The organism is Streptomyces sp. NPDC002018, from assembly GCF_042890865.1.
Lineage (GTDB): Bacteria > Actinomycetota > Actinomycetes > Streptomycetales > Streptomycetaceae > Streptomyces.
Map to the genome: position 1 here is coordinate 34,928 of NZ_JBIASO010000026.1, position 21,662 is coordinate 56,589.

At 70.9% G+C, this 21,662-nt stretch carries 16 protein-coding genes; 9 read left to right on the forward strand and 7 right to left on the reverse strand.

Annotated features, from left to right (window positions below; translation table 11 throughout):
* Window positions 1–11 precede the first annotated feature (11 nt).
* Together cydD and ACFYYH_RS30835 are read left to right on the forward strand one after the other, a co-directional pair.
* Window positions 12–3,803 (forward strand): thiol reductant ABC exporter subunit CydD, encoded by a 3,792-nt coding sequence (gene cydD / locus ACFYYH_RS30830; RefSeq protein ID WP_388557960.1) that lies wholly within the window; start codon window positions 12–14, stop codon window positions 3,801–3,803.
* A gap of 226 nt (window positions 3,804–4,029) precedes the next feature.
* Entirely contained in the window at window positions 4,030–5,808 is a 1,779-nt protein-coding gene (locus ACFYYH_RS30835) for a GAF domain-containing sensor histidine kinase (RefSeq protein WP_388557963.1), read from the forward strand.
* 119 nt (window positions 5,809–5,927) lie between these two features.
* Here ACFYYH_RS30835 and ACFYYH_RS30840 read toward each other — a convergent pair whose 3' ends face one another.
* The gene (locus tag ACFYYH_RS30840; RefSeq protein WP_388557964.1) at window positions 5,928–6,773 is read right to left on the reverse strand and encodes a Cof-type HAD-IIB family hydrolase; all 846 of its coding nucleotides are present in this window, start codon (window positions 6,771–6,773) and stop codon (window positions 5,928–5,930) included.
* Between the two features lie 235 nt (window positions 6,774–7,008).
* Between ACFYYH_RS30840 and ACFYYH_RS30845 the strand changes: the two genes are divergently transcribed.
* Window positions 7,009–7,902: a DUF72 domain-containing protein gene (locus ACFYYH_RS30845; RefSeq protein ID WP_388557967.1), complete on the forward strand. Its 894-nt coding sequence runs from the start codon at window positions 7,009–7,011 to the stop codon at window positions 7,900–7,902.
* Window positions 7,903–7,924: 22 nt separating this feature from the next.
* On the forward strand, window positions 7,925–8,827 hold the full coding sequence (locus tag ACFYYH_RS30850; RefSeq protein WP_388557969.1) for an LLM class flavin-dependent oxidoreductase: 903 nt from the start codon (window positions 7,925–7,927) through the stop codon (window positions 8,825–8,827).
* A 115-nt stretch (window positions 8,828–8,942) separates the two neighbouring features.
* On the opposite strand, the gene ACFYYH_RS30855 is transcribed toward ACFYYH_RS30850, so the two are convergent.
* From ACFYYH_RS30855 to ACFYYH_RS30870, 4 genes are all read right to left on the reverse strand, one after another.
* On the reverse strand, window positions 8,943–9,497 hold the full coding sequence (locus ACFYYH_RS30855; RefSeq protein ID WP_388557972.1) for an RNA 2'-phosphotransferase: 555 nt from the start codon (window positions 9,495–9,497) through the stop codon (window positions 8,943–8,945).
* 275 nt (window positions 9,498–9,772) lie between these two features.
* Window positions 9,773–10,666, reverse strand: coding sequence for a metal-dependent hydrolase (locus tag ACFYYH_RS30860; RefSeq protein WP_388558047.1), 894 nt, complete (start codon window positions 10,664–10,666; stop codon window positions 9,773–9,775).
* A gap of 92 nt (window positions 10,667–10,758) precedes the next feature.
* Entirely contained in the window at window positions 10,759–12,825 is a 2,067-nt protein-coding gene (locus ACFYYH_RS30865; protein ID WP_388557974.1) for an SDR family oxidoreductase, read from the reverse strand.
* Window positions 12,822–13,652, reverse strand: a complete 831-nt coding sequence (locus ACFYYH_RS30870) for a M24 family metallopeptidase (protein ID WP_388557977.1) — start codon at window positions 13,650–13,652, stop codon at window positions 12,822–12,824. Before ACFYYH_RS30870 ends, ACFYYH_RS30865 begins: the two co-directional genes overlap by 4 nt.
* A gap of 250 nt (window positions 13,653–13,902) precedes the next feature.
* Between ACFYYH_RS30870 and ACFYYH_RS30875 the strand changes: the two genes are divergently transcribed.
* The 5 genes from ACFYYH_RS30875 to ACFYYH_RS30895 all read left to right on the forward strand — a co-directional run bounded on the left by ACFYYH_RS30875 (window position 13,903) and on the right by ACFYYH_RS30895 (window position 18,645).
* On the forward strand, window positions 13,903–15,054 hold the full coding sequence (locus ACFYYH_RS30875; protein WP_388558050.1) for an ABC transporter ATP-binding protein: 1,152 nt from the start codon (window positions 13,903–13,905) through the stop codon (window positions 15,052–15,054).
* Window positions 15,044–15,997, forward strand: a complete 954-nt coding sequence (locus ACFYYH_RS30880; protein WP_388557979.1) for an ABC transporter permease — start codon at window positions 15,044–15,046, stop codon at window positions 15,995–15,997. The genes ACFYYH_RS30875 and ACFYYH_RS30880 overlap by 11 nt, the downstream gene beginning before the upstream one ends.
* Window positions 15,994–16,905 carry an ABC transporter ATP-binding protein gene (locus ACFYYH_RS30885; RefSeq protein ID WP_388557982.1) on the forward strand — a complete coding sequence of 304 codons (912 nt, stop codon included), beginning with the start codon at window positions 15,994–15,996 and terminating at the stop codon, window positions 16,903–16,905. Before ACFYYH_RS30880 ends, ACFYYH_RS30885 begins: the two co-directional genes overlap by 4 nt.
* A 25-nt stretch (window positions 16,906–16,930) precedes the next feature.
* Window positions 16,931–17,650 (forward strand): ABC transporter permease, encoded by a 720-nt coding sequence (locus ACFYYH_RS30890; RefSeq protein ID WP_388557985.1) that lies wholly within the window; start codon window positions 16,931–16,933, stop codon window positions 17,648–17,650.
* A 299-nt stretch (window positions 17,651–17,949) separates the two neighbouring features.
* Window positions 17,950–18,645 carry a hypothetical protein gene (locus ACFYYH_RS30895; protein ID WP_388558053.1) on the forward strand — a complete coding sequence of 232 codons (696 nt, stop codon included), beginning with the start codon at window positions 17,950–17,952 and terminating at the stop codon, window positions 18,643–18,645.
* Between the two features lie 414 nt (window positions 18,646–19,059).
* Here the strand turns inward: ACFYYH_RS30895 and ACFYYH_RS30900 are convergent, their stop codons facing one another.
* Window positions 19,060–19,863: an HAD family hydrolase gene (locus ACFYYH_RS30900; protein WP_388557988.1), complete on the reverse strand. Its 804-nt coding sequence runs from the start codon at window positions 19,861–19,863 to the stop codon at window positions 19,060–19,062.
* Between the two features lie 134 nt (window positions 19,864–19,997).
* A complete protein-coding gene (gene serS / locus ACFYYH_RS30905) occupies window positions 19,998–21,275 on the reverse strand; it encodes a serine--tRNA ligase (RefSeq protein WP_388557991.1) in 1,278 nt (425 codons plus the stop codon).
* Between the last annotated feature and the right edge of the window lie 387 nt (window positions 21,276–21,662).

The following is a 21,662-nucleotide window of genomic DNA, read 5'->3' on the forward strand; positions in this document are numbered from 1 at the left end:
AGGTGTTTCACGTGAAACCAGTCGACCCGCGTCTGTTGCGGTATGCCCGTGCCACCCGCTTCTTCCTGATCGCCATGGTGGGGCTGGGGGTGGCGGGCGCGGGGCTGGTGATCGCCCAGGCGATGCTGATCGCCGAGGTGGTGGTGGGGGCGTTCCAGCGCGGGCTGGACGGTTCCGGACTGCGCACCCCTCTGCTACTGCTGGTCGCGGTCGCCGTCGGACGCGCGCTGGTGTCCTGGCTGACCGAGCTGGCGGCCCATCGGGCGAGTGCCGCGGTCAAGTCGGAACTGCGCGGACGGCTGCTGGAACGGGCGGCCGAACTCGGTCCCGGCTGGCTGAGCGAACAACGGACCGGCTCCTTGATCGCGCTCGCCACACGCGGGGTCGATGCCCTGGACGACTACTTCGCGCGCTATCTGCCGCAACTGGGGCTCGCGGTGGTCGTGCCGGCGGCCGTCCTGGCGAGGATCGTCACCGAGGACTGGGTCTCCGCGGCGGTCATCGTGGTGACCCTGCCGCTGATTCCGCTGTTCATGGCGCTCATCGGCTGGGCCACCCAGGCCAGCACGGACCGTCAGTGGCGGCTGCTGTCCCGGCTGTCGGGCCACTTCCTGGATGTGGTCGCGGGACTGCCGACGCTCAAGGTCTTCGGCCGGGCCAAGGCGCAGGCCGAGTCGATCCGCGCGATCACCTCGGAGTACCGGCGGGCGACCCTCCGCACGCTGCGGATCGCCTTCCTGTCGTCCTTCGCGCTGGAGCTGCTCTCGACGCTGTCCGTGGCGCTGGTGGCGGTCGGTATCGGGATGCGGCTCGTCCATGGCGATCTGGACCTGTACACGGGCCTGGTGGTGCTGATCCTCGCGCCGGAGGCCTATCTGCCGATCCGGCAGGTGGGCGCGCAGTACCACGCGGCGGCCGAGGGGCTGTCCGCCGCCGAGGAGATCTTCACGGTTCTGGAGACCGGGGCGCCGGCGCGCGGTACGGGGGAGATTCCCGGTGCCGGTGCCGGTGCCGGTGCCGGTGCCGGTGCGAGTGCGAGTGCCGGTGGCGGTGGCGGTGCGAGTACTGGTGCTGGTGCGCCGCGGCTGGAGCTGGACGGGGTGACCGTCCGCCATCAGGGCCGTACGGGACCCTCGCTGGACGCCGCCTCGCTGACGGTCGAGCCGGGGGAGACCGTCGCCCTGGTCGGCCCGAGCGGGGTGGGGAAGTCCACCCTGCTCCAGGTGGTGCTGGGCTTCACCGCACCGGACGAGGGCCGGATACGGGTCGACGGCCGGGATCTGTCCTCCCTCGATCCGGACCGCTGGCGGGAGCGGATCGCCTGGGTTCCGCAGCGGCCGTATCTCTTCGCGGGGACGATCGAGGAGAACGTACGGCTGGCCCGGCCGGACGCGGACGACGCGGCGGTCCATGACGCGCTGCGGGAGGCGGGCGCGTACGGGTTCGTGGCGGCGCTCCCCCAGGGCGTCCGTACCCCCCTCGGGGAGGACGGTGCCGGGCTCTCGGCCGGACAGCGGCAACGGCTCGCGCTGGCGCGGGCCTTTCTCGCCGACCGGCCGCTGTTGCTGCTGGACGAGCCCACGGCGGCGCTCGACGGCGAGACGGAGTCGGGCATCGTCGAGGCGGTGCGGCGGCTGGCCGTGGGCCGTACGGTGCTGCTCGTCGTCCACCGGCCGGCGCTGCTCGCGGTGGCCGACCGGGTGATCGCGCTGCCGGAGCGGTCGGCGAGCGGTGCCGGGACGCAGACGGAGAGGGAGACGGAGAGGGAGAGGGAGAGGGAGACGGCGGAGCGGGCGGGGGCCGTGGGGGCGGTTCCGCCGGCGGTCTCGGCCGTGCGGACGGGGGCACGCGGTCCCGGCTTCGTGCCTGCGCAGGGGGTTCCCCTCGACGGAGAATCCGATGCGGAGACCGGCGACGGCGGTCGGGCGGCCGGGGGAGAAGCCGACGAGGTGGCCCTTCGCGAGGGAGCCGAACCGGCCGTACGACAGGAAGCCGGGACCGACCCCGCCGCCGTACCGAACGGTTTCGCCGCGGTCGCGGAGGGCGCCGGACCGGCCGGGAATCCACTCGCGCGGATGCGGGCCGCCGCCGGGGCGCTGCGCGGGCGTTTCGTCCTGGCGCTGTTCCTCGGCAGTTGCGCCCTCGGGTCCGCCGTCGGGCTCATGGCGGTGTCCGGCTGGCTCATCTCGCGCGCCTCCGAACAGCCCCCCGTCCTCTATCTGATGATCGCGGTGACGGCGACCCGTGCCTTCGGTATCGGCCGGGCCGTCTTCCGGTACGCCGAGCGCCTCGTGTCGCACGACGCCGTGCTCAGGATGCTCGCCGACCTCAGGGTCTCCGTGTACCGGCGGCTGGAGCGCATCGCGCCCGCCGGGCTGCGCGAGACCCGGCGCGCGGATCTGCTCTCCCGGCTGGTCGCGGATGTGGACGAACTCCAGGACTACTGGCTGCGGTGGCTGCTTCCGGTCGGATCCGCCCTGCTGGTCGGGGCGGGGGCCGTCGGATTCACCGCGTGGCTGCTGCCGGAGGCCGGTGCCGTACTGGCCGCCGGACTGCTCGCCGCCGGGGTGGGCGTGCCCCTGCTGAGCGGCGCCCGCGCCCGCCGGGCCGAGCGGCGACTGGCCCCGGCGCGCGGAGCCCTGGCCACGAGGATCGCCGATCTGCTCCGGGGCACCGCGGAACTGACCGTCGCGGGCGCGCTGCGGAGCCGTATGCGCCAGGTGCGTGAGGCCGACGGCACGCTGACGGCCATCGCCTCACGCGGGGCGAGCGCCGACGCGCTCGGCGGTGGACTCTCCGCGCTGGCCTGTGGACTGACCGTGGCCGCGGCGGCCCTCGTGGGTGTCCAGGCGGTTCGCGAGGGCCGTCTCGACGGCGTCGAACTGGCCGTGGTCGTCCTCACCCCGCTCGCCGCGTTCGAGGCGGTCACCGGGCTGCCGCTCGCCGTGCGGTACCGGCAGCGGGCCGGGCGGAGCGCGGAGCGGGTGTGCGAGGTACTGGACACCCCCGTTCCCGTACAGGAGCCGGAGCGGCCGGCCCCCGCTCCCGTGTCACCGTTCCCGCTGGAGGTACGGGGGGTGTCCGCGCGGTACGCGGGGCAGCGGCGGGACGCGCTCAGCGGCTTCGATCTGACGCTCACCGCCGGGAAGCGGGTCGCCGTCGTCGGGCCTTCCGGGTCGGGCAAGACCACGCTCGCGCAGGTACTGCTGCGCTTTCTGGATGCCCGCGAGGGCACGGTCCGGCTCGGCGGTACGGATCTGGCCGCCCTCGACGGGGACACGGTCCGTTGTGCTGTCGGGCTGTGCGCGCAGGACGCCCATCTCTTCGACAGTTCCGTACGGGAGAACCTCAGGCTCGCCCGTACCGGGGCGACCGAGGACGAACTGCGTGAGGCCCTGGGCCGGGCCCGGCTGCTCGACTGGGTCGACGCCCTGCCCGCCGGGCTCGACACCCTGGTCGGTGAGCACGGTGCCCGGCTCTCGGGCGGTCAGCGGCAGCGGCTGGCGCTGGCCCGCGCGCTGCTCGCCGATTTCCCCGTGCTGGTCCTGGACGAGCCCGCCGAGCATCTCGACGTGGCGACGGCGGACGCGCTGACCGCCGATCTGCTGGAGGCGACGGAGGGCCGTACGACACTGCTGATCACGCACCGGCTGCGGGGGCTCGACGCGGTCGACGAGGTGATCGTGCTCGACGGGGGCCGTCCCGTACAGCGGGGGTCCTACGCCGAGCTGGCGGCCGGCGAGGGACCGCTGCGGCGGATGGTGGAGCGTGAGCGGGCCGGGGATCTGCTCATGTCCCGGTGACCGCGTCCCGGTGAGCGACGGTGACGGCCTCTCGCCGAGGGCCGATGAGGGCCGGTGACGACCTGCCGGCGAGGGACGGTGACCGCCTCTCGGCGCCGGGGTGACCGTCTCGTCGGCGACCGACGGTCACCGGCTCGTGGGCGAGCGCCGTTGTGAGCGCCATTGCGAGAGCCGGTTCTTCCGTTCGGACTTTCCCTATCAAATCGGAATTATTAGGCTCTGGGCTATGAAAGTGCCTGAGCCGTTGGATCCCCTTGACGTGGTCACCCGTGCCGCCGGCAGTCTGGAGGGACTGTCCGCCGAGAACACCGCGCGCGTGCCCCAGCTTCTGGAGGCGATGTGTTCCGTCGGGACGGGCCGGGGGCTGCACACCACCCTGAACCGGATCTGTGAGACCGCGGCCGAGCTGGCCGGGGCCCGCTTCGCCGCGATCGGGGTCCTCGACGAGACGGGGGAGAGCTTCTCCGATGTCATCACCCATGGCGCCGACGAGGACACGGCCCGGTGGATCGGCCGCGGGCCCGATGGACCGACGGGGCTGCCCGTGGCGCTGATGAGGTCGTCGGAGCCGGTCCGGTTCTTCGGTCCGGCCGCCGGTCCGGCCGTCGATGCGATCGCCGGTATGAACGCCGGTACGAACGCCGCCCCGACCGACGAACCGACCGTCCGGCCGCGCGCCGCCGGCCTCCCCCCGGGGCCCGCTCCGGCGCGCGCGTTCCTGGGTGTTCCCATCCGGGCCCAGGGCGAGGTCCTCGGCACCTTCTATCTGGCGGAGAGGCCCGGCGGGGGCGAGTTCAGCGACTACGACCTCCAGATGGTGCGCGTGCTCGCCACCGAGGCCGGGAACGCGATCGGCAACGCCCGGCTGTACGAGGCGGCCAGACAGCGTGAACGGTGGATCGAGGGCTCGGTCGCCGTCACCACCGCCCTGCTCACCAGCGGTGACGCGGAGGACGCGCTCTCCGTGGTGGCCGAACAGGTCCGCGGGCTGGCGGATTCCGTCATCGGCGTGGTGCTGCTGCGTACGGAGGACGGCGCACTGGAGGTCGTGGCCGTCTCCGACGACCATCCGACGGTCAAGCGCCATGACGTCGTCCCGGCCGCGAACCCCGTCGCCAGGACCCTTCTCGCCGGGGAGTCCATGTTCGTGGACGACCTCGCCACCGATCCGCGGGTGTCGCCGGGTCTGGCTGCGGACTTCGGTCCTGGCATGCTGCTGCCGCTGCGCGCGGACGGCAGTGTGCTCGGCGCCCTGATGATGCCCCGGGCGCGGGGCGCGCGCCGTTTCGGGGAGCGGGAACGCACCTTGGCCGACCAGTTCGCCGCCCAGGCGGCGGTGGCGCTGATGATGGCCGACGCGCAGCGCGACCGGGAGCGGCTGGCCGTCCTGGAGGACCGGGACCGGATCGCGCGCGATCTTCACGACCTGGTGATCCAGCGGCTGTTCGCCACGGGGATGACCCTGGCGAGCGCCCAGCGGGGAACGGTCGCTCCCGAGGTGCACCAGGGCATCGACAAGGCGGTCGACGAACTGGACGTGACCATTCAGGAGATCCGTACGGCTATCTTCGCGCTCCAGCAGGGGTCGGCGGAGGCACCGGCCGGGGTGCGCACCCGGGTGCTGCGGGAGATCAACATGGCGGCGGTGCCTCTGGGATTCAGGCCCACCCACAGCTTTCTCGGGCAGGTCGACGCCGCCGTCGGAGAACTGGCCGGGAGGAATCTCATCGCCGCACTGCGTGAGGCGCTCTCCAACGCCTTCCGGCACGCGCGGGCCACCAGTATCGCGGTGGTAGTCGATGCCACCGCCCGGCTTCCCGACGGCCGCGCGGCGGTGCGGCTCTCGGTCGCCGACGACGGTGTGGGCATACCGGACGGGGGACGGCGCAGCGGGCTGCGCAACCTCGCGCGACGGGCCGAGTCGCTGGGCGGATCGAGCTGGTGCGTGCCCGGGATCGGCGAGAGCGGGGGCGGGACGACGGTGATCTGGGAGGCGCCGCTGTGACGAGGCGGCCGGGGCGCCTCCGGCCGCCGTTCGTGCCGCGGGTGCCGTCGGCGCTGGCGTGCTGCCGACGCCGCTGGTCGTCGGCGCCACTGGGACCGGTGGGGCGTCGGCGCGTCGAGCTAGAGCCGCGCCAGGATCTGCTCGATGACGACCGCGACGCCGTCCTCGTTATTGGTGACCGTACGTCCCGAGGCGGCGGCCAGCACGTCCGGATGGGCGTTGCCCATCGCGTACGAGGTCCCGGCCCAGGTCAGCATCTCCAGATCGTTGGGCATGTCCCCGAAGGCGACGACCTCGTCGGACGAGACACCGCGCTCGGCGCAGCAGAGGGCCAGCGTGCTGGCCTTGCTCACCCCCAGGCCGCTGACCTCCAGCAGCGCGGTCGGGCTCGAACGGGTGATGGTGGCGCGGTCTCCGGCCGCCGTACGGGCCAGCGTGAGGAATCCGTCGGGCGTCAGCTCCGGGTGCTGGGCGAGCAGCTTGACCACGGGGCCCGAGAAGTTCTCGTACTCCTCCTGAAGGAGCTTCTCCGCGGTGGCGACGGTCGCGCCCGGGTCCTCCAGGAAGGGCGGATACGTCGGTTCGTAGTTGATGCCGTTCGTCATCTCGACCGCGAAGGCCGTCCCCGGGGCCGCGGCGCGCAGGGTCTGTACGACGTACAGCGCGGTCTCCCGGTCCAGCGGGCGGACCTTCAGCAGCTCTCCACCGGCGTGCAGATCGACCACGGCGGCGCCGTTGGCGCAGATGGCCATGCCGTGACCGTGCACATGCTCGCTGACGACATCCATCCAGCGGGCGGGTCGTCCGGTGACGAAGAAGACCTCGATGCCCGCCTCCTCGGCGCCCTTGAGCGCGGCGATCGTGCGGTCCGAGACGGACTTGTCGTCACGCAGCAGGGTGCCGTCGAGATCGGTGGCGATCAGCCGGGGCCGGGCGGGAAGCGGGGAGTCAGTAGGCGAGGTCACCGCGCCATTCTCCCGTACGACGGTGCACGGGCGTGTGGAGGGGCGCACATCTGAGAGTCGGCGCCGGGGCGGTCGCAGGGCGGTCGCGGGGGCCGTACGCGGCGGGTCCGCGCTGCTCGTGGGCAGGACCGTCTGCCGTGGCGGGGGTGGTACGGCGGGCCGCCCGGCACGCGCAGGCGTCGGCACCGTCGCGACGCACAGGCGTCGGCACCGTCGTGCCGGGAAGACGGGCGGCATGGGAGAGATCAGGGTCGGCACGTGCTCGTGGACGGACAAGGCGCTGATGTCCAGCGGTTGGTATCCGGCGGGCCACCGCGACGCGGAGGGCAGGCTGCGGCACTACGCCTCGCAGTTCTCGGTGGTGGAAGTGGACGCCACCTACTACGGCCTGCCCAGCGCCCGCAACAGCCTCCTGTGGGCGGAACGCACCCCCGGAGACTTCCGCTTCAACGTGAAGGCGTTCTCCCTGCTCACCGGGCATCCGACGCGGCCGAGCGCGCTGCCGGCCGAACTGCGCCCGGCCCTGGCCCGGCAGCCTGGCCGGGCCGGCACCGATCCCGGTCTGCTCGACGAGGTGTGGGAGCGGTTCAGCGGAGCCCTTGAATCACTGCGCCGGGCCGATCGGCTGGGAACACTGGTGTTCCAGTTCCCGCGGCGGCTCGCGCCGGGGAGGCCGGCGGCGGCGTTCCTGCGCCAGTGCCGTGAACGTGCCGCAGGGTGGCCGATGGCCGTGGAGTTCCGCCATCCCGGGTGGTGGCGTGAAGATCAGATCGCTGCGACAACGGCGCTGTTGACGGAGTTGGACGCGGCTGCCGTGGCCGTCGACATGGTGCAGACACTTCCCGCCTCCGTGCCTCCGGTCGCGCGGGTCACCACCCCCCGGCTCGCGGTGGTGCGCTTTCACGGCCGCAGCAGCGCCTGGGGGACGGGCACCAAGGAGGAGAGGTTCCGTCACTCCTACACGCCTGAGGAACTGTCCGAGTGGACGCCGCGCATCCGCACGCTGGCCGGGCAGGCGCGCGAGGTCCATGTCCTGTTCAACAACTGCTGCGCCGACGCGGCCGTCCGCGCCGCGCAGTCGATGCGTCACCTGCTCGGTCTCCACGCACCGGCCGTGGGCTGCGGGTGACCGGGGCCGTATCGTCGTCCTCATGCGTCTGAGCACCGTGATTCTGCCGATCTACCGCTGGGCCGCCGAGGGGCGGGAGGTGTGGCGGCGGGCCGACGAGCTGGGGTTCCACGCCGCGTACACCTACGACCACCTGTCGTGGCGCGTGCCGTTCCGGGACGGCCCGTGGTTCGGGGCGGTGCCCACCCTCACCGCCGCTGCCGCCGTCACCGAGCGGATGCGGCTGGGGACTCTGGTCACCTCGCCGAACTTCAGGCATCCGGTGACGCTCGCCAAGGACCTGCTCACGCTGGACGATGTCTCGGACGGGCGGATCACTCTGGGGATCGGCGCGGGCGGTACGGGCTTCGACGCCACGGTGCTGGGGCAGGAGGCGTGGACGCCGAGGGAGCGGGCCGACCGGTTCGCCGAGTTCGTGCCGCTGCTCGACCGGCTGCTGACCGAGGATTCCGTGACCGGTGACGGGACGTTCTACTCCGCGGTCGAGGCGCGGGGCATCCCCGGGTGTGTGCAGCGGCCCCGGCTGCCCTTCGCGGTGGCGGCCACCGGGCCGCGGGGGCTGAGGCTCGCCGCCAGGTACGGCCAGGCCTGGGTGACGACGGGTGATCCGAAGCTGTTCGAGACGGGTACGCCGGAACAGTCGCGGCAAGCGATTCGCGGGCAGATCGAGCGGCTCGGCAAGGCCTGCGCGGAGATCGGGCGTGAGGTGTCCGAGCTGGAGAAGATCCTGCTGACCGGTTTCACGCCGGACCGGGACGGGCCGATGACATCACTCGACGCGTTCGTGGACTTCGCGGGCCGGCATGCCGAACTGGGGATCACCGAGATCGCGGTGCACGCCCCCATCCCGGACTCGGACTTCGCCGCCGATCAGCGGGTCTTCGAGCGGATCGCGACCGAGGCGCCGGCGCAGCTCCGCCCGTAGCGCGCGGCGCGGATGGGCCGTGCGGCGGGGACGGGCCGTGCGGCGGGGACGGGCCGTGCGCGCGGCGGGCCGTCCTGCGCGGCGGGGCCGGGGCGTCAGCCGGGGAAGCACGGATTCAGCCGGGGAAGCGCAGATACGGCGGTGGTACGGAGCCGGTGAGCCAGACGCCGTTGGCGCTGACATGGAAGACCAGTCCGTCGCGGTGCATCTCTCCCGCGTCCACCGACAGCACGACGGGCCGGCCACGGCGGGCGCCGACCCCGGTCGCGGTGGCGCGGTCGGGCGACAGATGCACATGGTGGCGGAACATCGGGCGCAGCCCCTCGGAACGGATCGCGTCGAGATGGCGGGCGACCGTCCCGTGATAGAGGTACGCGGGCGGCTCCACGGGGGGCAGTTCCAGATCGACCGTGACGGTGTGGCCCTGGTTGGCGCGGATCCGGTCGCCGTCGACCGTGAAGCGCCGCTTGTCGTTGACGGCCACGACATGGTCGAGTTCGGCGCGGGTGATGCGGAAGCCGTGCTCGGCGGCGGCGCGGATCAGTTCGTCGACCGCCACCCAGCCATTCGCGTCCAGGGCGATACCGATCCGCTCGGGCTGATGGCGCAGATGCTTGGAGAGATACTTCGACACCTTCACGGTGCGTCGTTCGTCGGGTAGTCCGTCCATGTGACCAGCGTGACGATGGCCCCGGGGTGCCGCCACTCATTTCCATGTAGTCGTGATTCACAGGTTTGATCCACAGCCAACTCGGGTTATCCACAGGGGATTTGCCGATCCTGTGGACAATGGGCGTGCCGTTTAGCCTATTTGATCAATTTGACTGCTTTGTCTGTGAGTTGAGGTGAGAGCGTCCAAAACCCTTGCCCGAAGCTTCCGTTCCCTGGCCACCGCGACGCGGCAGCCCCGGTCCTGTCCGGGACGGGCGGGCGTCCCGGACACGCTCATCGCCCCTGCTCCCGCGCCGCCCGGCCCATCGCGCCCGCCGCCGCACGGGCGGCGGGTGAGGTCGCCAGGTACTCGACGGCCGTGTGCGGTGAGCCCTCCCGCGAGGGGTGGTACGACCGGCGGAAGTAGCGCGGTATCGCCGCGCCCAGCTCACGCCAGGAGGGAAGCAGTCCCTTGTCGATCGCCTGGTGGTGCTCGCGCAGCGAGTAGCGCCGCCGACCGGTGAGCCGGGGGTCGTGCCGGAGCAGATAGGAGGCGCCCGAGACCCACAGCCACAGCAGGACGGGCGCGGTGAGACACATGGTTCCGACCCGGCGGGCGTAGCGAAGGGGCTCCGGGCCGCCGCAGTGCTCGTACAGGTCGAAGGCCACGGCGCGGTGCTCGACCTCCTCCGCGCCGTGCCAGCGCAGCAGGTCGAGCATGACCTCGTCGGACCCGGCCCGGTCGAGCGCCTCCGCACGCAGCACCCAGTCGCCGAGGACCGCTGTGAACTGCTCGATCGCGGCGACGAACGCCAGCCGGTAGAGCAGCCATCTGCCGGCCGGGAAGGGGATGCCCCACGGCGGCTTTTCGCCGAGGAGCCGGTCGAAGAGGAAGTCGACGCGCCGGGTGTACGCCTCGGTGCTGAGCCGCTGCTCGGCCAGGTGGTCCAGTACAGAGGAGTGCTGCACGCTGTGCGTGGCCTCCTGCCCCATGAACCCCTTGACGTCCTTGAGCAGTTCCGGGTCGGTCACCAGCGGCAGGGCCTCCTTGAAGACCTTGACGAACCACCGCTCGCCCGCGGGCAGCAGCAGATGCAGCACATTGATGACATGGGTGGCCGTGGGCTCGTCCGGTATCCAGTGGAGAGGGGTCTCGCACCAGTCGAACGAGACCCGGCGCGGAACGATGACAGGGCGACCGTCCGTCCGCCCGGCCTCCCCATCCTTCCCGGTCCACTCGTCCACCGCGTGTTCCCCCTGCTCCGCCCGCTTCTCGGCGCTCACAGCGGCGGCTCCACACGGGCGATCGCGCGCAGCGCCCCGGGCACGAGGCGGGACAGCAGGCGCGCACCACGGGCCTCCGGGGTGACCGGCACGACCGCCTGGTTGCGTACGACAGCACGCAGTACGGCGTCGGCGACCTTCTCCGGCGGGTAGTTCCGCAGCCCGTACAGTCGCGCGGTCTTCTTTCTGCGCCGCTCCTCCTCTTCCGCGGAGACACCGGTGAAGCGCGCGGTGGAGGTGATGCCCGTGTTGACGAAACCGGGGCAGATCGCGGAGACCCCGATGCCCTGCCCGGCCAGCTCGGCCCGGAGGCATTCGCTGAGCATCAGCACCGCCGCCTTGGACGTGCTGTACGCGGGCAGCGCCTTCGAGGGCTGATAGGCCGCCGCGGAGGCGGTGTTGACGATATGGCCGCCCTGGCCGCGCTCGGCCATCTGCTTGCCGAAGACGCGGCAGCCGTGGATGACACCCCACAGATTCACGTCCAGGACCTTCTTCCAGTCCTCGACGGTGGTGTCGAGGAAGGGGCCCGACAGCCCGATTCCGGCGTTGTTGACCAGGACATCGACGATGCCGTACTCCGTGGCGACCTTCCGCGCCAGCTTCTCCATGGCCTGCCCGTCGCCGACGTCCGCCAGCTCCGCCCAGGCCTCAGGGGCTCCGGTCAGCCGGGCCAGCTCGGCGGTCCTGGCCGCCCCTTCCGCGTCGAGGTCGACCGCCACGACCCGTGCGCCCGCCTCGGCGAACGCGAAGGCGGTGGCCCGGCCGATACCACTGGCCGCACCCGTGACCAGGACGAGCCGGCCACCGAAGCGGTGGGCGTACGGTCCGCTGCGCGCCGCTCCTGTACCGGCACCAGGACGCGCACCGGCGCCCGCTCCCGTACCCGCGTCCGTACCGGCATCCGCTCCCGTATCGGCGTCGGTACCGGCGCCCGCTCCCGTACCCGGGTCCTCACCGGGGCCGATGCTTCCGCTTGTCCTGGGCGCGTCTGCCCCGTGCTCCCCCGTCTCCCCGGCCACCCCGGCCGTCCCGTTCTCGTGCGTCCGGACGAACTCAGCGATCCAGGAGGCCACCCGGTCCGGTCTGGTGCGGGGCACCCAGTGCTTGGCGGGCAGCGTGCGCCGTACCAACCCCGGGGCCCACCGCTCCAGATCGTCGTACAGCCGTTCCGAGAGAAAGGCGTCGCCGGTCGGGGTGATGAGCTGGACAGGCGCGTGCGCGTACGCGTCGGTACGCGGCTTGCTCAGCCGGGCCCGGACATTGTCCCGGTAGAGCCAGGCGCCGTGTGCCGCGTCCCGCGGCAGAGAGGGCGTCGGATAACCCAGGCCCGGGAGCTTCTCGGCCCGGCGGAGGATCCTCGGCCACTGCCTGCCGAGAGGACCGCGCCAGGCCAGCTCGGGCAGCACGGGCGTGTGCAGCACGTAGACGTACCAGGACCTGGCGCCCTGGCCGAGGAGCTGACCCACCCCGCGCGGAGTGGGCCGTGCCGCCCGCCGCTTGATCCAGTGCCCCATATGGTCCAGGGAAGGCCCCGAGATGGAGGTGAAGGAGGCGATCCGGCCCTCGGTCCGCGCCACCGTCACGAATTCCCAGGCCTGGACGGAGCCCCAGTCATGGCCGACGAGATGGACCGGCCGGTCCGGGCTCACCGCGTCCGCGACCGCCAGGAAGTCGTCCGTCAGCTTCTCCAGTGTGAAGCCGCCGCGCAGGGGTGCCGGCGCTGTCGACCCGCCGTGTCCCCGTACGTCGTAGAGCACCACATGGAAGCGTTTCGCGAGCCGCCCCGCGACCTCCGACCAGACCTCTTTGCTGTCCGGGTAGCCGTGCACCAGCAGCACGGTCGGCTGCCCCGGATCGCCCAGCTCGGCGACGGACAGATCGACCCCGCCCGACCGCACCCGGCGCTCCCGCGCACCCTCCAGGCCCGGTACCGCGCTGCTGCCCTTGCCGCTGCTGCTGCCGCCGCTGTCACTGTTGCCGCTGCCGCTCTCGGCGGCGCCCGAATCCGCCCCCGTACCCGGCTCCTCGCCGCTCGCCTCCGACCCCGCGCCCGTACTCATACGGCCTCCGCCCAGCGCCGCACATGCGGCAGATCGTCATCCAGCCAGAACGCGCTCTGCTCCGGATCCCGGGAGTCGGTGACCACCAGGATCTCCTCGAACTTCGCGCCCGTACCCCGGAGTCCGAGGTGGGGTTCGACCGCCCACAGACCCGGCGCGGGCGGGTGGTCGGAGAATCCGTACGGACTCCACAGCGGCGACCAGCCCTCCCGGTGCCCCCGGAGCGCGTCGCCCACGAGCCCCTTGAGGGACTGGGTGCCGAACCCGAGGACATGCGGGGACCAGCGACGCTCCTTCACCCGGTCGACCTTGTGGGCGATGACACCGAAGGGGTACGCCCGATGCCGGTTGGCATAGCCCTGCCGGACCATCAGCCGGTTCACGTCCTCGTAGATCTCCCGCAGCGTGCGCCGCTCGCGCACCTCCCGGAGGATCAGCTCGCGGTGTACGCGCAGATCGGCGAGCAGCCGGTCGTGCAGGGGATGGGCACCGAGACAGCCCGAGTAGCCGACATCCGCCGTGAATCCCCGGTGGATCGGTGCGAGGTCGAGGATGAACGGCATCCCCTCCTCCAGCCGGCGATGCGTGGGAAAGAACTGGAGCGGTATCCGGAAGCCGCTGAACGCCGTACGGTCCCCGAACCACGCGAACGGCAGGTGGAACCAGTCGCGCACCCCGCGAGCGCGCAGCCACGCGCGCTGCATCCGCGCCGCCTCGCGCTCCGTCACCCCTGGCACGAGCCGCGCGGCGACGGCCTCCGCGCACGCGTACGCCAGGCGCTGGACCTCCCTGAACCCCCGCAGCTCCGCCGTCCGTCGGTCCGTCACCGCATCGCCTCCCACCCGCCCCGTGTGCGGTACGTGTTCGTCATGTGACGCTGGAGTATGTCTCCTCGCTGAATGTGACAATGCCGCCGACTGCGGCGTCAAGGTCCCGGGCATACCTGTGGATAACCGGCCGGTTGGCTCCTGCCCTTACGGCTCCCTTACGGGTTCCGTACATCTGGAGGGGGACACGGATACAGCCGCCAGGTCTGACGCCCCCTGTTGCCTTCGCCACTACGGTCGAAACGTGACTGTGATCGCGACAGAAGGCCTGAGTAAGCGGTTCCCCCGGGTGACCGCGCTTGACCGGCTCTCCTTGGACATCGGACCGGGTGTGACCGGTCTGGTGGGCGCCAACGGGGCCGGCAAGTCCACCATGATCAAGATCCTGCTGGGTCTTTCCCCCGCCACGGAAGGCCGGGCCACGGTGCTCGGGCTCGATGTCGCCACCAGCGGCGGCGCCATCCGCGAGCGCGTCGGATACATGCCCGAGCACGACTGCCTGCCGCCGGACGTCTCGGCCACCGAGTTCGTCGTCCATATGGCGCGCATGTCCGGACTGCCCCCGACCGCGGCCCGCGAGCGCACCGCGGACACGCTGCGCCATGTCGGCCTCTACGAGGAGCGGTACCGCCCCATCGGCGGCTACTCGACCGGTATGAAGCAGCGCGTCAAGCTCGCTCAGGCACTGGTCCACGACCCCCAACTGGTCCTTCTGGACGAGCCGACCAACGGCCTCGACCCGGTCGGCCGCGACGAGATGCTCGGACTGATCCGCCGTGTCTACACGGACTTCGGCATCTCCGTCCTGGTCACGTCGCACCTCCTGGGCGAGCTCGAACGCACCTGCGACCATGTCGTCGTCATCGACGGCGGTACGCTGCTGCGCTCCAGCTCCACCAGCGACTTCACGCAGATCACCACGACCCTCGCGGTCGAGGTCACGGACACGGACGCGCACCCCGACGGCACGCGCGCCCTGCGCGAGTCGCTCACCGCCGCCGGGCTGACACTCCACGCGGGCATGGAGGAGGGGCTTCCCGGCGCCGGCCACATCCTGCTGATCGAGGCCAAGGGCGAGGAGACCTACGACGTCGTCCGCGACACCGTCGCAGAACTCGGCCTGGGGCTCGTACGGATGGAACAGCGGCGCCATCACATAGCGGAGGTCTTCCGCCCCCAGCGGGCCGCGGACGGCGGGACCGTGCCCCAGCAGCCCGGACCCGACGCGGAACAGCGGTCCGGACCCGACGCGGAACAGCAGCCCGGACCCCACGCGGAACAGCGGTCCGGACCCGACGCGGGACACCGGGCCGGGCACGAGGCCGGACACCGGGCCGGGCATGAGTCCGGACACACGACGGAGGACACCAGGGTGAAGGGAGGCGTCGACGATGAGCGCTGAGACCGAGACCGGCACGGCGGCCGGAGCCGTCGCGGGAGCCCCGACCGGCTCCGGGACGGGAGCCGGCGCGGGGACGACCCGGATCCACAACATCGGATACCGCAACTACGAGGGACCGCGCCTCGGCCGCGCCTACGCGCGCCGTTCGCTCTACTCGCAGTCGCTGCGCGGCGCGTACGGACTCGGCCGCTCGGCCAAGTCCAAGGTCCTGCCGATGATCCTCTTCGCGGTGATGTGCCTGCCCGCGGCCATCATCGTCGCGGTCGCCGTGGCGACGAATCTCAAGACCCTGCCCCTGGACTACACGCGCTACGCGATCTTCACCCAGGCCGTCATCGGTCTCTATCTGGCCTCCCAGGCCCCCCAGTCCGTCTCCAGGGACCTGCGTTTCAAGACCGTGCCGCTCTACTTCTCCCGCCCGATCGAGCGTGTGGACTACGTCCTCGCGAAGTACGGAGCGATGGCTTCGGCCCTCTTCATCCTGACCGGCGCCCCCCTCGTCATCCTCTACGCCGGCTCGCTGCTGGCCAAGATGGACTTCGCGGACCAGACCGAGGGGTTCGGCCAGGGGCTGGTATCGGTGGCGCTGCTCTCCCTGCTCTTCGGCGGGCTCGGCCTGGTGCTCGCGGCCCTGACGCCGCGCCGGGGCTTCGGGGTCGCCGCCGTGATCGCCACCCTGACCATCTCGTACGGCGCGGTCTCCACCCTCCAGGCGATCGCCTGGGGTTCGGACGCGATCGGAGCCGTCAAGTGGCTCGGCCTCTTCTCGCCGGTCACGCTCATCGACGGCGTACAGACCGCCTTCCTGGGCGCCACCTCGGCCTTCCCCGGCGAGGCAGGGCCCTCGGCCGGTGTGGGCGTGGTCTATCTGCTGGTCGTCCTCGCGCTCGTGCTCGGCTCCTACGCCGTTCTCATGCGCCGTTACCGGAAGGTCGGGCTGTGACCACCATCGACATCGAGCACACCTCGCGCTGGTTCGGCAACGTGGTGGCCGTCAACGACGTCACCATGACGATCGGCCCCGGTGTCACCGGCCTGCTCGGCCCCAACGGCGCGGGCAAGTCCACCCTGATCAATATGATGGCGGGCTTCCTCGCCCCCTCCACGGGCAGCGTCACCCTCGACGGGCAGCCGATCTGGCGCAACGAGTCCGTCTACCGACAGATCGGCATCGTGCCGGAGCGCGAGGGGATGTACGACTTCCTCACCGGCCTCGACTTCGTGGTGGCCAACGCCGAACTGCACGGACTGGGCCGCAAGGAGGCCCGCGCGGCGCTCGCCACGGTCGAGATGGAGTACGCGCAGGACCGCAAGATCGCGACGTACAGCAAGGGCATGCGGCAGCGGGTGAAGATGGCCTCCGCGCTGGTCCACGACCCGTCCGTGCTGCTTCTGGACGAGCCGTTCAACGGTATGGACCCGCGTCAGCGGATGCAGCTCATGGATCTCCTGCGGCGTATGGGCGCCACGGGCCGCACGGTCCTCTTCTCCTCCCATATCTTGGAGGAGGTCGAGCAGCTCGCCTCGCACATCGAGGTGATCGTGGCCGGGCGCCATGCCGCTTCCGGGGACTTCCGCAAGATCCGCCGTCTCATGACCGACCGGCCGCACCGCTACCTCGTACGGTCCAGTGACGACCGCGCGCTCGCCGCGGCCCTGATCGCCGACCCGTCGACCGCCGGTATCGAGGTGGACCTCGCCGAAGGCGCACTGCGTATCCAGGCGGTCGACTTCGGCCGGTTCACCGAGCTGCTGCCGCGGGTCGCACGTGAACACTCCATCAGGCTGCTCACGGTCTCGCCCTCGGACGAGTCCCTCGAGTCGGTCTTCTCCTATCTCGTAGCGGCCTGAGCGGCCTGAAAGGAGCTGTGACGTCATGTACAACCCCACAGTCGCCCGGCTCACCTACCGGGCCCTGCTCGGCAGGCGCCGGGCCGCGATCCTCTTCGTCCTGCCCGCGCTGCTGATCGTGATCGCGGCGGCGGTCCGTGCCCTCAATGGCGCGGACGACCAGGTCGCGGTGGACGTGCTGGGCGGTTTCGCGCTCGCCACGATGGTGCCGCTGATCGGTGTCATCGCGGGGACCGGCTCGATCGGACCCGAGATCGACGACGGGTCGATCGTCTATCTGCTCTCCAAGCCGGTGAAGCGGTCGTCGATCATATTCACCAAACTGATCGTGGCGATCGCCGTGACCATGGCGTTCTCCGCCCTGCCCACCTTCGTCGCCGGATACATCCTCAACGGCAACGGCCAGCAGATCGCGGTGGCGTACACGGTCGCGGCGCTCGTCGCGTCCATCGCGTACAGCGCGCTCTTCCTGCTGCTGGGCACGGTCAGCCGCCACGCGGTGGTCATCGGACTTGTCTACGCCCTGGTCTGGGAGACCCTCTTCGGCAGCCTGGTGGCGGGCGCGCGGACGCTCAGCGTCCAGCAGTGGGCGCTGGCGCTCGCCCAGAAGATCGGCGGCGGGGGCACGATCACCTCGGACGTCGGTCTGCCGCTGGCGGTGGGCCTGTTGGCGGGGGTCTCGGTGGTGGCGACCTGGTACGCGGGCCAGAAGCTCAGGACGCTGAAGCTCGCGGGCGAGGAGTAGGCGGGCGCGAGCGGTAACGCGAGGAGCCGTCAGACTGAGGAACAGGCGAGTCACGCGGCAGCCCCCCAGCCCGCCGGGCAGGGGGGCTGCCGCGTAACTGTACGTTTATCGGCTCGTTGTTCACGGCGCGTGGAGGCAACTGGAGTGCGTGACGTCGAGCGTTCGTGAATCTGGGGATTGCCGGTGCCGGACAGAAGCCGGACCGGTCATTGAGTGAGTAGCCACCGTGAGCCGACCTCCACCCCTGATGCCCGGGGAGAGGGCCGGCCATCATCGGTTCACGAGTGGAAGGCATGAACATGCCACAAGAAGGAGCCCTGCTCGAGTCGCGCACGCTGCGTTTCGAGCACGTAGGGCGCGTCGATGCCCTCGACAAGATCAAGTCTCTCGCCATGCTCCCGGACGGAGTTCACGTTCGCACCGAGGACGTGGCTCGGTACTTCGAAGTATCCACAGGCGTCGTCAGGCAGATGACCGCTCGGCATCGGGCGGAGCTGGCCGAGAACGGGATGCGCGTGCTGCGAGGCTCTGACCTGCGGCGTTTTCATAGTGACATGGTGTCACTATGGGGCGCCGAAGCGGGGGAAAGTTATCCACAGGCTGCTACCCAGCTCACCCTCTACACCCGCCGCGCCGTGCTCAACATCGCGATGCTGCTGCGCGACAGCGACATCGCGCGGTGCGTCCGTACGTATCTCCTCGACGCCGAGGACGATCTGCGCAGGGGGTACGTGGACCTCGACCGGCGCGTGACCGATGTCGAGGCGTGCCTCGGCGGGGTCGGAGTCGCGCTCCAGGAGCTGGGGCCGGTCCTGAACCGGATGTCGTACCGGCTCGACAGTCTGGACCGGCGGCTCGAAGCCACCAACCGGGTGGTGGGGGCCATCAGCAACCGGCTGAGCGAGATGTCCGCGGACATCAACCGTGTGGACGCCAGGGTGGACGAAGTCGTCCATCAGCTCAGGGATCTGCGCCGGGGCCGTAAGCGTCGCTGATCCCTTCCCCTGGTCCGCGTCCGCCAAAGGCACTTCTGTTGGCGGGCGTGGGCCGGGCCACCGATATTCGGTGGCGGTGCGTCGCGACTCGGGGCAGAGTGGTCCTGTCGGATCACACCTCAAGACCGGGAGCGGAACACGGCGACGACCGGTATTCCGAGTCCGTCGAGTTCCCAGCAGGGCAGCACCGCGCGGGCACCGAAGTAGCCATCACTGCTCCGTGTGCCGCCGGTGCGCTGCCCAGGGGCGGCCGCTTCGAGCGCGCATCCGCGCGGGCCGCCCCTCCCGGAGGATTGACCGAGTGATGTGTTCGCTCCCTGGGAGGATGTGTCCATTCCCCGGGAGCCCCGGACCCGGCCCAGATCCTGTCCGACCAGTCCCAACCAGACCAGACCAGACAGGGCAGGCAGGGCCCTAGCCGAGCAGCAGCTTCTCCAGCACCACCGCGATGCCGTCGTCGTCGTTCGACGCCGTGATCTCGTCGGCCACGGCCTTCAGTTCCTCGTGCGCGTTCGCCATCGCCACACCGTGCCGCGCCCACGCGAACATCGGGATGTCGTTGGGCATGTCCCCGAACGCGATCGTGTCCGCCGCCGTGACTCCGAGACGTCGCGCCGCCAGCGAGAGCCCGGTGGCCTTGTTCAGGCCGAGCGGCAGGATCTCCACCACGCCGGCGCCCGCCATCACCACATCCACCAGACCGCCGACGGTCGCCCGCGCGATCCGCGTCAACGCGTCGTCGTCCAGCTCCGGGTGCTGGACGTACACCTTGTTGAGCGGCGCGGCCCACAGCTCCGCCGGGTCGTCGATGAAGACCGAGGGAAGCTCGCCGTCGAGCACCCGGTAGCCGGGGCCGATCAGGACCTCGCCGTCCAGACCGTCCCGGCTCGCGGCCAGCGCCAGCGGGCCGGTCTCCGCCTCGATCTTGGACAGGGCCAGCCCGGCCAACTGCCGGTCCAGCGTGACCGAGGTCAGCAGCCTGTGCTCACCCGCGTGGTAGAGCTGGGCGCCCTGGCCGCACACCGCGAGGCCCTCGTATCCCAGGTCGTCCAGGATGTGCCGCGTCCACGGCACCCCGCGTCCGGTGACCACGATGTGTGCCGCCCCCGCCGCCGCGACCGCGGCGAGCGCCTCGCGAGTGCGTACGGAGACCGTGGCGTCGTCGCGCAGCAGTGTGCCGTCGAGGTCGGTCGCGACAAGCTTGTACGGGAACGACACCGCCGGCGGATCCGTCTGCGGATCCGCGGACAGAGCCGGATCCGCGGACAGAGGCGGGGACGAAGCCGGCGTCGAGGGTGACGGCGGTACGGACGAGGGCGGCGCCGAGGACGACGCCGCGTCGGGGCCGGTGCTCACTTGGCGATCGGCTCCAGCACCTCACGGCCGCCCAGATACGGACGCAGCACCTCGGGCACCCACACCGAACCGTCGGCCTGCTGGTGGTTCTCCAGGATCGCCACGATCGTGCGCGGTACGGCGCAGAGCGTGCCGTTCAGCGTGGCCAGCGGCTTGATCTGCTTGCCGTCCCGCATGCGGATGGAGAGCCTGCGGGCCTGGAAACCGTCGCAGTTCGACGCCGAGGTCAGCTCGCGGTACTTGCCCTGCGTCGGGATCCACGCCTCGCAGTCGAACTTGCGCGAGGCGGAGGCCCCCAGATCGCCGGACGCCACATCGATCACCTGGAAGGGGAGCCCCAGGGCGGTCAGCCACTGCTTCTCCCACTCCAGCAGGCGCCGGTGCTCGGACTCCGCGTCCGCCGGGTCGATGTACGAGAACATCTCGACCTTGTCGAACTGGTGGACCCGGAAAATGCCCCGGGTGTCCTTGCCGTACGTGCCGGCCTCGCGCCGGAAGCACGGGGAGAAGCCCGCGTACCGCAGGGGCAGCTTGTCGGCCTCGACGATCTCGTCCATGTGGTACGCGGCGAGCGGGACCTCCGACGTACCGACCAGGTAGTAGTCGTCCTTCTCCAGGTGGTACACGTTCTCCGCGGCCTGGCCCAGGAAGCCCGTGCCCTCCATGGCGCGCGGGCGGACCAGCGCCGGTGTCAGCATGGGGATGAATCCGGCCTCCGTGGCCTGCGCGATCGACGCGTTGACCAGGGCCAGTTCCAGCAGCGCGCCGATGCCCGTCAGATAGTAGAACCGCGAGCCGGACACCTTGGCGCCCCGCTCGACATCGATGGCGCCCAGCGACTCGCCCAGCTCCAGATGGTCCCTGGGCTCGAAGCCCTCCGCCGCGAAGTCCCGGATCGTGCCGTGCGTCTCCAGGACGACGAAGTCCTCCTCGCCACCCACCGGGACGTCGGGGTGCACCACATTGCCGAGCTGGAGGAGCAGGCGCTTGGCCTCCTCGTCCGCTTCGTGCTGCTCGGCGTCGGCCGCCCTGACGTCGGCCTTGAGCTGCTCCGCCTTCTTGAGCAGCTCGGCCTTCTCCTCGGCGGACGCCTTGGGGATCAGCTTGCCGAGCGACTTCTGCTCGGAGCGCAGCTCGTCGAAGCGGACGCCGGACGACCTGCGCCGCTCGTCGGCGGAGAGCAGGGCGTCGACAAGGTTGACGTCCTCTCCACGGGCGCGCTGGGAGGCGCGAACACGGTCGGGGTCCTCACGGAGCAGACGAAGGTCAATCACCCCACCAGGCTACCGGTGCGCGCCGACACCGCCCCACCCGATATCGACAGGCGTGCCTCTTTGCCCTAATTGTGGCAATTGAGAAACATGTCAGCAAATTCCATACCTGCGTCCTGGTGTTCGTCGTGTTCATCGTGTTCGTTGCGTTCGGCGCTGTTCGTCGTGTTGGTCAATAAAGGAACCGCGATTCGCCGGAACGAAGCGTTCGGTGGTCGTCCGCTTGACCCACCCCCCTTGTGCGCGAGGGGACTTGGGGGCGGGACTGCCGAGCGTTGTCCACAGTGATACACAGGGTCACGCAAGTTATCCACAGGCTGTGTGAGTGATCTGTGGATTGCGGAAATGAGCCTTCCGCAGGCCGAGGATGGGCCGGGGAATTCCCTCGTA

Excerpts from the sequence above, each read along its gene's own strand:
- ACFYYH_RS30835 (WP_388557963.1), top strand. The coding sequence starts at position 4,030 with ATGAAAGTGCCTGAGCCGTTGGATCCCCTTGACGTGGTCACCCGTGCC.
- ACFYYH_RS30845 (WP_388557967.1), top strand. The coding sequence starts at position 7,009 with ATGGGAGAGATCAGGGTCGGCACGTGCTCGTGGACGGACAAGGCGCTG.
- ACFYYH_RS30850 (WP_388557969.1), top strand. The coding sequence starts at position 7,925 with ATGCGTCTGAGCACCGTGATTCTGCCGATCTACCGCTGGGCCGCCGAG.
- ACFYYH_RS30855 (WP_388557972.1), bottom strand. The coding sequence starts at position 9,497 with ATGGACGGACTACCCGACGAACGACGCACCGTGAAGGTGTCGAAGTAT.
- ACFYYH_RS30865 (WP_388557974.1), bottom strand. The coding sequence starts at position 12,825 with ATGAGTACGGGCGCGGGGTCGGAGGCGAGCGGCGAGGAGCCGGGTACG.
- ACFYYH_RS30880 (WP_388557979.1), top strand. The coding sequence starts at position 15,044 with ATGAGCGCTGAGACCGAGACCGGCACGGCGGCCGGAGCCGTCGCGGGA.
- ACFYYH_RS30890 (WP_388557985.1), top strand. The coding sequence starts at position 16,931 with ATGTACAACCCCACAGTCGCCCGGCTCACCTACCGGGCCCTGCTCGGC.
- ACFYYH_RS30895 (WP_388558053.1), top strand. The coding sequence starts at position 17,950 with ATGCCACAAGAAGGAGCCCTGCTCGAGTCGCGCACGCTGCGTTTCGAG.